Below are 14,600 nucleotides of genomic sequence, written 5' to 3'. Positions count from 1 at the left end.
AGCAAATCCCGCAGACCATCACCGCCTGGGTGATCGAAGCGGGCTTGCAGCCGTGGCAGTTCCTGTTGGTGGTGAACATCGTGCTGCTGGTGGCCGGTGCCTTCATGGAGCCCTCGGCCATCATCCTGATCCTGGCGCCGATCCTGTTCCCGATTGCGGTGCAACTGGGCATCGACCCGATCCATTTGGGCATCATCATGGTGGTCAACATGGAGATCGGCTTGATCACACCACCAGTGGGCCTGAACCTGTTCGTTACCTCGGCGGTGACCGGCATGCCGCTGACCCAGGTCATCCGCGCCGCCTGGCCGTGGCTGATGCTGCTGCTCGGCTTCCTGATGGTGATCACCTACATCCCGGCCGTTTCAATGGCCCTGCCAAACTGGCTGGGGATGAACTAGGTCAAACGTATCGATTGCAACTCTTCAGCCCGGCCTTGCGCCGGGCTTTTTTTTATCCCGTCAATCAGGCAAGCACTAGTTGGACAGCTTGCGTGCCTGTTCACGCAGGACGAATTTCTGCACCTTGCCGGTGGAAGTCTTGGGCAACTCGCAGAACACCACCTTGCCCGGCAACTTGAAGCGCGCCATATGGGCCTGGCAAAACCGCAGCATAGACTCCTCGGTCGATTCTGCGCCCGGTTTCAAGGTGATAAAGGCGCAAGGCGTCTCACCCCACTTTTCACTGTCCATTGCCACCACCGCTGCCTCCAGCACATGAGGGTGGCGATACAGGATGCCCTCCAGCTCAATGGATGAGATGTTTTCACCGCCAGAGATGATGATGTCTTTGGAGCGATCCTTGATCTCGACATAGCTATCTGCATGCCAAACAGCCAAGTCCCCGGAGTGAAACCAGCCGCCGGCAAAGGCCTCGGCTGTGGCGGTGGGGTTTTTCAGGTAACCCTTCATCACCACATTACCGCGCATGAAGATTTCGCCGATGGTTTCACCATCCTTGGGCACCGGCTGCAGGGTTTCGGGGTCGGCCACCATCAGCTCATCCAGCAATGGCGCACGCACGCCCTGGCGCGATTTTAATTTGGCGCGCTCCTCAGGCGAGGCTTCGTTCCACTCGGATTTCCACTCACAGGCCACGCTCGGGCCATAGGTTTCGGTCAGGCCATAAACGTGGGTGACCTTGAAATCGAGCGCTTCCATCGCCTCGATCACTGCGGCCGGAGGTGCAGCGCCAGCCGTCAGGACCTTCACCGGTTGCGTCTTCAGCGCTTTCAACTCGGCCGGCGCGTTGGCCAGCATGTTCAACACAATCGGCGCGCCACAGAAATGATCAACCCCATGCTCAGCCAGCGCCGGGTAGATGGCATCGGCACGCACATGACGCAAGCACACGCTGGTCCCGATATAGGCTGCCAACGCCCAGGGAAAACACCAGCCGTTGCAATGGAACATCGGCAGCGTCCACAGGTACACCGGGAAACGGGTCATATCCCAACACATGGCGTTCGACAGCGCATTGAGGTGTGCGCCACGGTGGTGATAGACCACACCCTTTGGATTGCCCGTGGTGCCTGAGGTGTAGTTGAGGGCAATGGCCTGCCACTCATCCGCTGGCAGACTCCAGCTGTAATCCGGATCGCCTTCCACCAGCAGGGCCTCGTAATCGAGTTCGCCAATCAGCGAGCCTTCAAGGTATTCGGCATCATCAATGCCGACAACCAATGGCCGCTCGGCCATTTGCCCAAGCGCACGCTGCACCGTCTCGCTGAACTCCTTGTCGACCAGCAGCACTTTTGCCTCGCCATGCTGGAGGATGAACGCTATGGTTTCAGCATCGAGCCGGGTGTTGATCGCGTTGAGCACTGCGCCGCACATGGGCACCGCGAAATGCGCTTCGAACATGGCTTGGCCATTAGGCGCAATGACCGCGACCGTATCACCCAGGCCAACGCCACGCTGCGCCAATGCGGAAGCAAAGCGCACGCAGCGCTTGTATGTCTCCCCCCAGGTTTGGCGCAGCGCGCCATTAATCAGGGCGAGCTTGTTCGGGTATACGAAGGCGGCACGCTCAAGAAAGCTCAACGGACTCAATGCTTGAAAATTTGCCGCATCGCGCGGCATGCCAAACTCATAAGGATTGCTGCTGTTCATTATTGTTCTCCAGCGAAACCAGAAATAATGCCTATTACAGGCGCCGGCGACACATAGGCCATGACCTGTAGGAAACCACTGAAAAAGACCACACAAGCACCACCGGCGGATAACAGCCAAGGGCTGGCCCCTTGATATCTAGCGCAGCAGCTTTTCAGAAGTCCCGTAGTATGAAAGCCTTAACCCTATCAGGGGCAAGGTACTGGTGAACCGCTACCTTGGTCGAAACAGTGACTTACAAGTCATCAAATGCGTCAGCATAGGCATCCGAAAATTTAAACACGGCTGCGCGTTCTCCGCGCATTCAGGACAGGCTCCATTTATTCAGCTATGCCGGCCCTGATTTACCTATTCAAGGAGTTATCTGCGCCATGTCTCGCTTACCCGTTATTGTTGGTTTTGGTGGTTATAACGCAGCCGGACGCAGCTCGTTTCACCACGGTTTTCGTCGCACAGTCATAGAGTCACTGGACCTGGCCAGTCGCCAGGCCACCATTGCCGGGCTGGCGGTATTGATGAAGCTGATCAAGGTAGTCGACGGCCAATATCAATCGCTTGAAGGTGAAGCGCTGGACCTTGGCCAGATTGACGAGCAGTTCTCGCCCTACATCCTTGCCTCGACACTGGTGCGCCGCATCGAGAAGAAGTACCTCGATGTCGATGCCGCCCATTGGCAAAAAAGCATCACCATTGATGCAACCGCCGGTAACCCACTGAGCTTCATCACCCTGCGCAAGCAGTTGCCAGAGCCGCTGCCGTCCGACTGGGCAGTTGAAGACCTGAGCCCAAGTGAAGTGCGGGTCACGCTTTATGATAGCTGTGATTTTAAAATCGATAGCTACCGTGCCCTGCCGGTAAAGTCGGCCGGCCAATTGCCCAATGGCTTCGAGCCAAGCGAACTCTACAACGCGCGTTTCCATCCACGCGGCCTGGCAATGACAGTCGTCGGCGCAACCGATGCGCTGCGCTCGACCGGCATTGATTGGCACGTCATCAGCAAGCATGTCGCACCGGACGAGGTCGCGGTGTTTTCTGGCAGCATCATGAGCCAACTCGATGAAAACGGTTATGGCGGCCTGATGCAATCGCGCCTCAAGGGTGGCCGGGTCACCGCCAAACAGCTACCGCTGGGCTTCAACAGCATGCCGACCGACTTTATCAACGCCTATGTATTGGGCAGCGTCGGCACCACCGGCAGCATCACCGGCGCCTGTGCCACCTTCCTCTATAACCTGCAGAAAGGTATCGAGCACATCCAGTCGGGCAAGGCACGAGTCGCCTTAATCGGCAACAGTGAAGCCCCCATTACCCAGGAATGCATCGAAGGCTACGGCGCCATGGGCGCATTGGCCACAGAGGAAGGCCTGCGCCAGATACAAGGCTCTGATGATGTCGACTTCCAGCGTGCCAGCCGCCCTTTCGGCAAGAACTGCGGCTTCACCCTGGCGGAGTCGTGCCAGTACGTCATGCTCATGGACGATGAGCTGGCGATGGAACTGGGCGCCGACATTCACGGTGCCGTGCCGGACGTCTTTATCAATGCCGACGGCTTCAAGAAGTCCATTTCAGCGCCTGGCCCCGGCAATTACCTGACCATGGCCAAGGCTGTCGCCAGTGCAAGCCAGCTGCTCGGCAGCGAAGCAGTGCAAAAGCGCAGCTTCGTCCATGCGCATGGCTCCAGCACACCGGCCAACCGTACCACCGAGTCCGATTTACTCAACCGCATCGCCAGCGCCTTTGGCATCGAAAGCTGGCCGATCACCGCGGTCAAGGCTTTCGTTGGGCATTCGCTGGCAACCGCCAGTGGCGACCAGGTCATCTCTGCCCTGGGCACTTTCAAGTACGGAATAGTGCCAGGCATCAAGACCATAGACGAAGTGGCCGAGGACGTGCACCAGCAGCACCTGAGCATCACCACCCAGGACCGCGACTTGGGCCGGGAGGCGATGGATGTGTGCTTTATCAACTCCAAGGGCTTTGGCGGCAACAACGCCAGCGGCGTGCTGTTGGCGCCCCATGTTGCCGAGCGCATGCTGCGCAAGCGTTATGGCGAGGCGGCGTTCAATGCCTACTTGCAGCGTCGCGAGAAAACCCGCGCCGCAGCAGCCGAGTACGACCGCAACGCCCTGCTTGGCCAGTTGGATATCATCTACAACTTCGGCAAGGACTTGATCGACGACAGCGAGATCGAGCTGGGCACCGAGCGAATCGTCATTCCCGGCTTCGAGCAGCCGCTGACATTCAAGAAGGATGATCGCTACAGCGATATGCTCGACTAGGCAGCAAATGGTGGATGACTTTCATCCACCATTTGTAGCGCTCTGCGAAGACCTCGGGCCAGGCATTTCGGTGCTAGCCCTCGATGCGCTGTCCAACCTACAAGATGGGCACTCAGCTCAGCTTACGGGCCAGGCTCAGCAGTTGGCCGCGCCACTGCGCAGAAGCAGGCAAGGCGAGAAAGAAGGGGTTGAGCAGCGACTCACGCGCCTCGTAGGTCAGCGCATCACCTTGCAGGGTCAGTACCTCGCCGCCGGCACCTTCGAGTACGCCCTGGGCAGCGGCGGTATCCCACTGCGAGGTCGGTGCCAGCCGCGGATAACAATCGGCAAGCCCTTCGGCCAACTGGCAAAACTTCAGCGAGCTGCCGACATTCACCAATTGCAAATCGCCAACCTGTTCAGCCAGACCGGCCAGCAGGCTTTCTTGCTCCGGGCTGGAGTGGCGACGGCTCGCCACCACGGTAAAGGCACTGGCCGGTGCCACGCGCACATGAATGGCCTGGGCCTGACCCTGGGCGTCTTCGCGCCAGGCGCCAAGCCCCGAGCCACCATAAAAACAATCGCCGTTGACCGGCATCCCGACCACACCAAACACCACCTCGCCCTTTTCGATCAAGGCGACGTTGACCGTGAACTCTTGGCTGCCGGCAATAAACTCCTTGGTGCCATCGAGCGGATCAACCAGCCACCAGCGTGTCCACTGCGCACGTTCGGCAAGGGCAATATTGGCCGCCTCTTCTGACAGCACCGGGGTGCCCGGCTCCAGCGCCTGCAATCCACCATTAAGAATATGGTGGGCCGCCAGGTCCGCCGCGGTGACTGGCGAAGCATCGGCTTTTTCGGTAACCTCGACACCTGTGCGCCAATACGGCAGGGTGGCCTTTCCAGCTTCGCGTACCAGCTTCACAACAGCTGCAATCAACGCATCATTCACAGGCTGAACTCCCCTCGCTGGCTTAAAATGTCGCGCGCCAGGTACAACGCAGCCAGGGCCCGCCCTTCGCTGAACAGCGGATGCTGGATCAGGCTCGACAGTTCGCGCAGGCTGACTTTATCCACCCGCATGGGCTCGGGCTCATCGCCGGGCAGGCGCTCCTCATACAGGTCGCTGGCCAGCACCACCTGGATTTTCTGGCTCATGTAGCCAGGCGACAAGCTGAGTTCGGCAAGCAGCTCGAGCTTGCGCGCGCCATAACCGGCCTCTTCCTTAAGCTCACGATTGGCAGCATCCAGCACATCCTCGCCGGGCTCGATCAGACCTTTGGGCAGCGACACCTGGTAGTCATCGGTACCGCCGCAATATTCTTCGACCAACACCGCATGCTCGTCATCAAGCATGGCCACAATCATCACCGCGCCATAACCCACGCCCTTGCCGACCAGCCGCTCGTAGGTGCGCTCGACACCATTACTGAAACGCAGTTGCAGCTCTTCAACACGGAACAAACGGCTGCTGGCGACGATTTCACTGGCGAGTACGGTGGGCTTCTGACGCATGAAGACAGCTCCTTAACTATTCTTGCAAGTTATCATACCGCGCTTGCCCGGATTATCAGCCGCGAAGATTGCGCAAATACGACCCCGGCCATCCCAAACTTACCGACAGACGATAAATCGCATATGACTGCACTGCCTTGGCGCGAAATCGACACCGTCCTGCTGGATATGGACGGCACCCTGCTCGACCTGCACTTCGACAACCACTTCTGGCTGGAGCACCTCCCCCAGCGCTACGCCGAACATCACAAGATCAGTCGTGAGCTGGCCGATGCCGAGTTGATGCCACTGTTCAAGGAACACGCGGGACAACTGAACTGGTATTGCACGGATTTCTGGAGCCGTGAATTGAAACTCTCGATCCGCGACCTCAAGCGCGAGGTCGCCGAACTGATCGCCCTGCGCCCTGATGCAGACACTTTTCTCGACGCTGTGCGGGCAGCCGGCAAAAGAGTGGTGCTGATCACCAATGCCCACCGTGATTCACTGTCGCTCAAGCTCGAGCGCATCGAACTGGCTGGCTATTTCGAACGCATGATCAGCTCCCACGACTATGGTTTTGCCAAGGAAAACCAGCAGTTCTGGTTCGCCCTCAAACAGGATTTGGTGTTCGACCCGGCGCGAAGCCTGTTTATTGATGACAGTTTGTCGGTACTGCGCAGTGCCGCCCGGTTTGGCATCGCCCATCTACTCGCCGTGCGCGAGCCAGACAGCCACCAAGGGCCGAGGGATACAGGGGAGTTTGCCGCGGTTGAAGACTACCGGGCGATATTGCAGGGTTTGTAGCCAGGCAGAGCCGAAACAGGCCGCTCGCCTGAAGGCTCAAGCGTACGGGATGGAACGGCCAGGCCTAATGACCTGGCCGTCGACAGCTGTTATTCCTGCGGGATACGCAGGACCTGGCCCGGGTAGATTTTGTCCGGGTGGCTAAGCATCGGCTTGTTGGCCTCGAAGATCTTGTTGTAGGCGTTGGCGTTGCCATATTCAGCCTTGGCAATGGCACTTAGCGTGTCGCCTTTCTTGACCGTCACAAAGCGTGCTTCCGGAGCTGGCGTAGCAACGGTGATCTTGTCTTCAACTTCAGATACGCCTTCAACGTTACCCAGTGCCAGGAGAATCTTTTCTTTTTCTTCCTGGCTGGCGACTTCACCACTGGCAATCACCTTTTCGCCTTCAACGCTCAGTTGAATAGCGGGATTACCCAAACCAACCTTCGCCACATGCGCTTGGAGTGACTCAGCAGCTTGCGCCTCCTGGCCGACCACTGACTCCCAGAGTTTTACCCCGGCTTCTTTGACGAAACTGAAAATACTCATCGCTATTCCTCTTAATTCCTTGGAAAATTTCCGAGCGGATACTGCCCGGAAGCTCAAGTCTAGCCTGAAATCAGCACGGATATGATCCGCTGATCTGAACAATGATGATGATTTCCCATCCGCACACTGCCCAGGCGATTGACTGAACGCCATAGGCAAGGCAGCAGAATCGAACGCCAGACAGAGGCCTGGGCATGGATATCAAACAACTCAAGTTCCTAGTCGCACTGGATGAAACCCGGCACTTTGGCCAGGCTGCCGCACGCTGTCACGTCACCCAGCCGACCCTATCAATGCGCCTGCGCAATCTTGAGCAAGAACTGGGGCTCGAACTGGTCCTGCGCGGTCAACGCTTTGAGGGATTCAGCGAGGATGGCAAGCGAATTCTGGCCTGGGCCCGCACCGTCATCGCCGCACAAGACGGGCTTTATGCAGAAGCCGCCGCCTGTCGTGGCCAACTGGTCGGTACGCTTCGCCTGGGTGTGGTGCCGCTGGCAGGTTTTGACCCCATGCGCCTGATCAAACTCTTCGCCAAACAGCATCCGGGCTTACGCTTCCAGCTGTTTTCACTGAGCAGCGAACAGATACTGGAGCGATTGAGCAGCAACCAGATTGACCTCGGCCTGTCATATGTCGAACGTCTCGATCGCGAGCATTACCAGAGCCTTGAACTTGCCGAGTCACGCATGGGGCTGCTGTATGACCGACGCCACTTCCAGCTAGCCAATCAACAGTTGAAGTGGGAAGCGCTGGCGGAGCTGCCGTTGGGCTTGCTTTCAAGCGGCATGCACTTTCGCCAATCCATCGACCACAACCTGCGCTCACGCGGCATCAAGCCGCTTCCACGGCTTGAAACAGATGCAGTCCACCAATTGCTACATGCAGTCAGTGCCGGTATCTGTTGCGCGGTAATGCCACTCAACAGCGGCTTGGACGATTTTACTGAACACCTGGCCTTAGTACCGATAGAGAGCGCCCATACCCTCTCCCCGCTGGGCCTGATAATGCGTGCCAGCGGACAGCGATCTGCCTTGGCGCAAGCCTGCTTTGATGAAGCTAAAGACTTGTTATCCAAGGTATAAACCCAGTTAGAGTCATATGATAGAGCGCGTCGATCACGGCATCGGCAATAGCGATTAGACTCCCCCTGCCCAAAGCAATAGGCTTGGCTTAAACCAATGCGCACCTGGGGAACCCCCATGCCCGGTACCGAAACTGCAAGACCCGCCCAAAACACCGACTACAGCTACGCCGAGCTGACCTCGGCCAGCGCCAGCAATGCGGTGGCGCTGGCTGACGAATGTGCACTAGCCATCAGCTACAACGGCATCAACCATGCGGTGATGATGGTTTCCCCGTCCTTCGTTAAAGACTTCATTGCCGGTTTCAGCCTGAGCAATGCACTGATAGACAGCGTTGACGAGATTTATGACATCCAGCTTGAGCGCACGGGTGACGCCCTCAACGCCCAGGTGACCCTGAGCAACCGTGCATTCTGGGCGCTAAAAGAACAGCGGCGACAACTGGCTGGCACCAGCGGGTGCGGCCTGTGTGGCGTAGAAGCACTGGATCAGGCCCTCCCCGCGCTGAAGCCATTGCCAAGCCGCCCACTGCCGCCAGCCGAGCATCTTTTTGAGCTGCGCCAGCGCATCACCGAGCAGCAGCAACTGGCACGCGGCAGCGGCGCACTGCACGCAGCCTTGCTGGTTGATGCACAGGGCGCTATCAGCCTCTGCCGCGAAGATATCGGACGCCACAACGCACTGGATAAGCTGATCGGGGCCCTGCACAACAACGCTAGCGATGCACAACAGGGTTTTGCGGTGATCACCAGCCGCTGCAGTCTGGAGCTTATCCAGAAAGCCATTCGCGCAGGGCTGCAAACCTTGGTCAGCCTGTCGGCCCCGACCACACTCAGCGTGCAGTGGGCGCGGCAACACAACCTCAACCTGATCCACCTGCCGCACCATAGCGCCCCAAGGGTTTTCAGCCCGGCACCGACAAGGTCATCCAGCCAATGAATATGCATGTTGCCCCGCCACGCTACAAACCCTACACAGGACCCGCAGCAGGCTGGGGCGCGCTGCGCAGCGTGACGCGCTTCTGGCTGGACAGCAAGCAACCGCTGAAGAACCTGCGCGCCCTGCTCAAGACCAACCAGAACGGCGGCTTCGACTGCCCCGGCTGCGCCTGGGGCGACTCACCAGAAAGCGGCGCGGTAAAGTTCTGCGAAAACGGAGCCAAGGCGGTCAACTGGGAAGCCACCAGCCGCGCGGTCAATGCCGCGTTCTTCAAGCGTTACAGCCTCAGCCAACTGCGCGAACAAAGCGATTATTGGCTGGAATACCAAGGCCGCCTGACTGAGCCAATGCGCTACGACGCCGCCACGGACCACTATGTGCCTATTGCCTGGGACGATGCCTTCAAGTTGATTGCCAAGCACCTCAATGGACTCGACAACCCGAACCAGGCTGACTTCTATACCTCAGGCCGCGCCAGCAATGAGGCCGCCTTTCTTTACCAACTGTTTGGCCGGGCGTTGGGCACCAATAACTTCCCGGACTGTTCGAACATGTGCCATGAGGCCAGTGGCGTCGCCCTGGGTCAAAGCATCGGTATTGGCAAGGGCACAGTCACTTTTGCCGACTTCGACAAGGCCGATGCAATCTTCGTGTTGGGCCAGAACCCGGGGACCAATCACCCACGCATGCTCGAACCGCTGCGCGAAGCGGTCAAGCGCGGCGCCCAGGTGGTTTGCTTCAACCCCTTGAAAGAACGCGGGCTCGAACGCTTCCAGCATCCGCAACACCCCATCGAGATGCTGACCAACGGCTCTGAGCCACTCAATACCAGCTTCTTGCGCCCTGCACTTGGCGGCGACATGGCCGCCCTGCGCGCCATCGCCAAGTTTTTGTTGCAGTGGGAGCGTGAAGCAGCGGCCAACAACCTGCCGCCGGTCTTTGACCATGCCTTTATCGAAACTCACACCCAGGGCATAGACAGCTATTTGCAAGTACTCGACGCCAGCTCCTGGCCGTCACTGGTTGAGCAATCCGGCCTGAGCCTGCAAGAGCTGGAATACGCCGCACGGCTCTACCGCGAGGCCAGCCGGGTGATTATCTGCTGGGCCATGGGCATCACCCAGCATCGGCACTCGGTCGCAATCATTCAGGAAATCACCAACCTGCAACTGCTGCGCGGCAACATTGGTCGTCCTGGCGCGGGGTTATGCCCGGTACGTGGCCACAGCAACGTTCAGGGTGACCGCACCATGGGCATCGACGAGCGGCCATCGGCCGCGCTGCTCGATGCACTGGAACAGCGCTTCAAGTTCAGCGCACCCCGTGAAGAGGGTCATAACGTGGTTGCCGCAATCAACGCCATGCTCGCAGGCCAGACGCGGGTCTTTATCGCCCTGGGCGGTAACTTTGCCCAGGCAACCCCCGACAGCCCGCAGAGCCACAAAGCCCTGCAAAACTGCGAGTTGACCGTGCAAATCAGCACCAAGCTCAACCGCAGCCACCTGACCATTGGCAAGCAAGCGCTGATCCTGCCCTGCCTGGGGCGTACCGATATCGACCAACAAGCCAGCGGCCCGCAAGCGGTCACGGTCGAAGACTCGTTCAGCATGATTCATGCATCATATGGCCAGCTAACCCCGCTATCGACGCAAATGCGCTCGGAGCCCGCGATTATTGCAGGCATCGCCAAGGCCACCCTGGGTGACAGTCCCGTCAACTGGGACAGCCTGATTGCCGATTACCGGGAAATCCGCCAGTTGATCGCCGATACCATCCCCGGCTTTACTGATTTCAATCGGCGACTTGAACAGCCTGGCGGCTTCTATCTGGGCAACTCAGCTGCCCAGCGCCAGTGGCAAACCCCATCGGGCAAAGCCCATTTCAAGGCCAACCTGCTACTTGAGGATCTGATCCCCGAGCAGGCCAGGCGCAGTGGCCAGCAACCTGACCTGATCATGCAGACCTTGCGCTCCCATGATCAGTACAACACCACCATTTATGGCCTGGATGACCGCTACCGCGGTGTCAGCGGTCAACGCAAAGTCATCTTTGCCAACCAAGCAGATATCATCCGCCTGGGTTTTAAAGCGGGGCAAAAAGTCGATGTGATATCGCTCTGGGATGACAATATCGAACGCAAGATCGCGGGCTTCACCCTGCTTGCCTTTGACATTCCTGCGGGCCAGGCAGCAGCCTACTACCCGGAGGCCAATCCGCTGGTGCCCTTGCAGAGTTACGGCAGCGGCAGCTTTACTCCAACCTCAAAATTTATCGCCATCCGCTTGTTTGCCAGCGCCGCCGATAAGCAGATGATCGAAGCTAAAAGCGCCTGATAAAGAGAGTTTTAATCTGCACGGTCAAGCAGGCAGTCAGCCCGCGATAGTGGCAAATTGACCTGCGAAACATGCTGAAAACAGCAGAAATCGAGCCTGGGCAATCAGGCTCAGACAACGTCGCAAATCAAAAAGTTCTCCTTGAAAAACATATATTTACACTATGTGGAAAACACAGGTTACTGGTCGGATTTAACTTGCGCAGCTGGCCGCACAAACAAGAGGATCGCGACATCAACATCCATTGAGCGATTGTCGTATGAAGTACTCCTCAATTATTTTCCTGACCCTTAGCATGAGCAGTGCCAGCGTTTTCGCAGGTGGCACCGAGACAGGAATCGGCGGCGCATTGGGCGGCCTGCTGGGCGCAGCTGTCGGTGAACAATTCGGCGGCAGCACAGGTGCTGCCATTGGTGCGGGTGTCGGCGGCGCGGCAGGCAGTGCCGCCGGCGCAGATCGACACAATCGCACCGAGGCAGCCATTGGCGGCGGCCTGGGTGGTGCAGGCGGCAACGTTGCCGGGCGAAGTATCGGCGGCAGCAGTGGCGGCCTGATTGGCGCAGCCCTGGGTGGCGGAGCCGGTGGCGCACTGGGTAACTATTACGCCAATGAAAGCCGCTCTGACGACCACGATGGCCATCGTCGCGACCACCACTACCGTGATCGCGACCGACGCGGCTGGAAACATCACAAGCATCGCCATAACAAACACTGGAACCGCGGCTGGCGCCGTCGATAGCACCTGAGCGCAGTCCCGCCAATAGGAACTTTAGTGCCATTTAACCATCGAATAACACAATGAAGCTGTGTGCATGCCTTTAGGGCATTGGCTCCACACAGCCATTCCCCGATTTGGGCGTCTGGTACGAGGTTTTTATGCGTAAGTTAATCATTGCAGTGGCGCTTGGCGCACTGACAACACCTCTGGCTTTCGCCGACGATGGCAAGGTAGCCATTGGCAGTGGCGTTGGTGGTGCCTTGGGTAACGTTATCGGCCAACAGGTTGGCGGCAGCACTGGCGCAGCGGTAGGTGCAGGTCTTGGCGGCGCAGCCGGTGGCGCCATGAGCTCGCGCGACGGCAACAAAACCGAGGCGGCCCTGGGCGGTGGCCTGGGGGCAGCTGGCGGCTCAGTACTGGGCAACCAGGTCGGCGGCAGCACCGGCTCGACCATTGGCGCAGGCCTTGGCGGCGCGGCAGGGGGTGCGCTGGGTAATAACCTGGCGGACGATAACAACCGTCATGACGGCCATGGCAAGCACAAACACAAGAAGCACAAAAAGCATCACTGACATCTGCTCCACGCTTCACGGCTGCCAAACAAAAGCCCGCATCTTTGCGGGCTTTTGTGTGTTCGGGCCTTGGGCCTGCAGAAAGGGCCTTATTACTCGACCACAAGCCTGGCCAAGGCGCTGCGCAACTGATCAGGAATGGGTACCGGGCGATTGCTTTGACGGTCAACAAAGACATGCACAAAGCGCCCGGCCGCACAGGCAAGCTCTTCACCCTGCTTGAACACGGCCAGCTCATATTGCACCGAGCTGTTGCCCAGCTTGCCAACCCGCAGCCCGATTTCGATCCGATCCGGAAAGGCAATAGAGGCAAAGTAATCGCAGCTCGAACTGACCACGAATCCAACCACTTCACCGTCGTGGATATCCAGGCCACCCTCCTCGATCAGGTAGCTGTTCACGGCACTATCAAAGTAGCTGTAGTAGGTGACGTTGTTAACGTGGCCATAGATGTCATTGTCGTGCCAGCGCGTGGTGACAGCTTGCAAATGCCGGTAATCAGTTCGCAGGTGTTGGGCTTGGTTCATGCAGGATCCTTATCCGAAATAGCTATCGAAGAGTCAGTACGCAGACTGATAAATCGCCAAGGCATGCTGCTCGGTCATCTCGCGCGGGTTATTGACCAGCAAACGCTGTTGCAGCATTGCATCGCGCGCCAGTTGCTCAAGCATGTCTTGCCCAACCCCGGCGTCCCGCAGCCGGGTTGGCAGGCCACTGCGCTCGCTGAAATCGGCCAACTCCATGATGAACTGCTCGGTTTGATCAACCGCCGCGCCCGTACGTAGTTTCTCGCCCAGCACCAGTGGCGCAAGCTCCGCATACAAAGGTGCCGCGACACTGGCATTGAAGCCCAGTACATGGGGCAGAACCAATGCGTTGCTCAAGCCGTGGGGAATGTGAAAGTGCCCGCCCAGTGGATACGCCAGCGCATGCACCGCCGCAACCGGTGAGTTGGCAAATGCCTGACCAGCCAGGCAAGCCCCAAGCAGCATTGCCTGGCGTGCCTCACGGTTGCTGCCGTTGTGCACCACCTCATCAAGGTTGGCCGCCAGCAGACGCAATGCCTCGCGGGCCAGCATGTCGGAAAGCGGATTCTTTTTGTGTACGCTGGTATAGGCTTCGATCGCGTGCACCATGGCGTCGATACCAGTGGCAGCCGTCACTGCCGGTGGCAAGCCCAGGGTCAAATCAGCATCCAGCAGGGCCAAATCCGGGAGTAACAGCGGCGAAACCGCGCCCATCTTGCTGGTTTCGCCAGTGGTCACAATCGCCACTGGGGTGACTTCTGAACCCGTGCCAGCGGTGGTCGGCACCTGGATCAACGGCAAGCGCTGGCCCGTCGCATTACCTACACCATAGATATCAGACAGCTGCTGGCTGTTGTGCGGATGAGCAAGCAAGGCAATCAGCTTGGCAACATCCATCGAACTGCCACCACCAAAGCCCACAATCAATTCAGCCTTCAGTTCCCGCGCCTGGGCAAGGGCAGCGTCAACTATGGCTTCTGGCGGGTCGGCAACAACCTGGTCAAATACCTCGAAGGCAACCTGTTCGCTGGCAAACCCAGGCAGCACCGGGGCCAACAGGCCAAGCTGGGTGATACCGGGATCGGTGACGATCAGCACACGCTTGGCACCACGCTCGCGGCAGAGCGCAGCCAGTCGATTGGAAGAGCCTGACTCGCAGATAATCTGTGCGGTTGTCGCAAAGCTGAATGGGCGCATGATCCATGTCCTCTTATTCTCGGTTTGAC

At 58.5% G+C, this 14,600-nt stretch carries 14 protein-coding genes; 8 read left to right on the top strand and 6 right to left on the bottom strand.

Annotation, left to right across the window (positions count from 1 at the left end):
• Positions 1-401 (top strand): TRAP transporter large permease subunit (locus tag CHB79_RS13925; protein ID WP_141133416.1); only part of this gene is annotated, 401 nt, incomplete at its 5' end.
• A gap of 75 nt (positions 402-476) precedes the next feature.
• On the opposite strand, the gene CHB79_RS13920 is transcribed toward CHB79_RS13925, so the two are convergent.
• On the bottom strand, positions 477-2,111 hold the full coding sequence (locus CHB79_RS13920; protein WP_089360343.1) for an acyl-CoA synthetase: 1,635 nt from the start codon (positions 2,109-2,111) through the stop codon (positions 477-479).
• 371 nt (positions 2,112-2,482) lie between these two features.
• Here CHB79_RS13920 and CHB79_RS13915 point away from each other — a divergent pair, with 371 nt between their 5' ends.
• Entirely contained in the window at positions 2,483-4,390 is a 1,908-nt protein-coding gene (locus CHB79_RS13915; protein WP_089360342.1) for a beta-ketoacyl synthase, read from the top strand.
• Between the two features lie 112 nt (positions 4,391-4,502).
• Here CHB79_RS13915 and cysQ read toward each other — a convergent pair whose 3' ends face one another.
• Positions 4,503-5,324, bottom strand: coding sequence for a 3'(2'),5'-bisphosphate nucleotidase CysQ (gene cysQ, locus CHB79_RS13910; protein WP_089360341.1), 822 nt, complete (start codon positions 5,322-5,324; stop codon positions 4,503-4,505).
• A complete protein-coding gene (gene nudE, locus CHB79_RS13905; protein WP_089360340.1) occupies positions 5,321-5,887 on the bottom strand; it encodes an ADP compounds hydrolase NudE in 567 nt (188 codons plus the stop codon). Before nudE ends, cysQ begins: the two co-directional genes overlap by 4 nt.
• Before the next feature lie 123 nt (positions 5,888-6,010).
• On the opposite strand from nudE, the gene yrfG reads away from it, so the two are divergent.
• Complete coding sequence (gene yrfG / locus CHB79_RS13900) at positions 6,011-6,673, top strand: GMP/IMP nucleotidase (RefSeq protein ID WP_089360339.1); 663 nt, start codon at positions 6,011-6,013, stop codon at positions 6,671-6,673.
• An 89-nt stretch (positions 6,674-6,762) separates the two neighbouring features.
• Here yrfG and lysM read toward each other — a convergent pair whose 3' ends face one another.
• Positions 6,763-7,203, bottom strand: a complete 441-nt coding sequence (lysM, locus tag CHB79_RS13895; RefSeq protein ID WP_089360338.1) for a peptidoglycan-binding protein LysM — start codon at positions 7,201-7,203, stop codon at positions 6,763-6,765.
• 194 nt (positions 7,204-7,397) lie between these two features.
• Between lysM and CHB79_RS13890 the strand changes: the two genes are divergently transcribed.
• The 5 genes from CHB79_RS13890 (at position 7,398) to CHB79_RS13870 (ending at position 12,847) form a co-directional block, all read left to right on the top strand.
• Positions 7,398-8,285: a LysR family transcriptional regulator gene (locus CHB79_RS13890; protein ID WP_089360337.1), complete on the top strand. Its 888-nt coding sequence runs from the start codon at positions 7,398-7,400 to the stop codon at positions 8,283-8,285.
• Positions 8,286-8,402: 117 nt separating this feature from the next.
• Positions 8,403-9,224, top strand: a complete 822-nt coding sequence (gene fdhD / locus CHB79_RS13885; RefSeq protein ID WP_089360336.1) for a formate dehydrogenase accessory sulfurtransferase FdhD — start codon at positions 8,403-8,405, stop codon at positions 9,222-9,224.
• Complete coding sequence (locus tag CHB79_RS13880; protein WP_089360335.1) at positions 9,221-11,557, top strand: FdhF/YdeP family oxidoreductase; 2,337 nt, start codon at positions 9,221-9,223, stop codon at positions 11,555-11,557. The genes fdhD and CHB79_RS13880 overlap by 4 nt, the downstream gene beginning before the upstream one ends.
• Before the next feature lie 259 nt (positions 11,558-11,816).
• Positions 11,817-12,296, top strand: a complete 480-nt coding sequence (locus CHB79_RS13875) for a glycine zipper domain-containing protein (protein WP_010489514.1) — start codon at positions 11,817-11,819, stop codon at positions 12,294-12,296.
• 137 nt (positions 12,297-12,433) lie between these two features.
• Complete coding sequence (locus tag CHB79_RS13870; protein WP_089360334.1) at positions 12,434-12,847, top strand: glycine zipper domain-containing protein; 414 nt, start codon at positions 12,434-12,436, stop codon at positions 12,845-12,847.
• 92 nt (positions 12,848-12,939) lie between these two features.
• On the opposite strand, the gene CHB79_RS13865 is transcribed toward CHB79_RS13870, so the two are convergent.
• Together CHB79_RS13865 and CHB79_RS13860 are read right to left on the bottom strand one after the other, a co-directional pair.
• Positions 12,940-13,374: an acyl-CoA thioesterase gene (locus CHB79_RS13865; RefSeq protein WP_089360333.1), complete on the bottom strand. Its 435-nt coding sequence runs from the start codon at positions 13,372-13,374 to the stop codon at positions 12,940-12,942.
• A 33-nt stretch (positions 13,375-13,407) separates the two neighbouring features.
• Positions 13,408-14,571 (bottom strand): iron-containing alcohol dehydrogenase, encoded by a 1,164-nt coding sequence (locus CHB79_RS13860; RefSeq protein ID WP_089360380.1) that lies wholly within the window; start codon positions 14,569-14,571, stop codon positions 13,408-13,410.
• Positions 14,572-14,600: the final 29 nt, after the last annotated feature.

Origin of the sequence: Pseudomonas segetis (assembly GCF_900188155.1) — a bacterium.
GTDB classification, from domain to species: domain Bacteria; phylum Pseudomonadota; class Gammaproteobacteria; order Pseudomonadales; family Pseudomonadaceae; genus Aquipseudomonas; species Aquipseudomonas segetis.
Note: the sequence above shows the minus strand (reverse complement) of the source record. Positions and strands in the feature narration are given on the sequence as shown.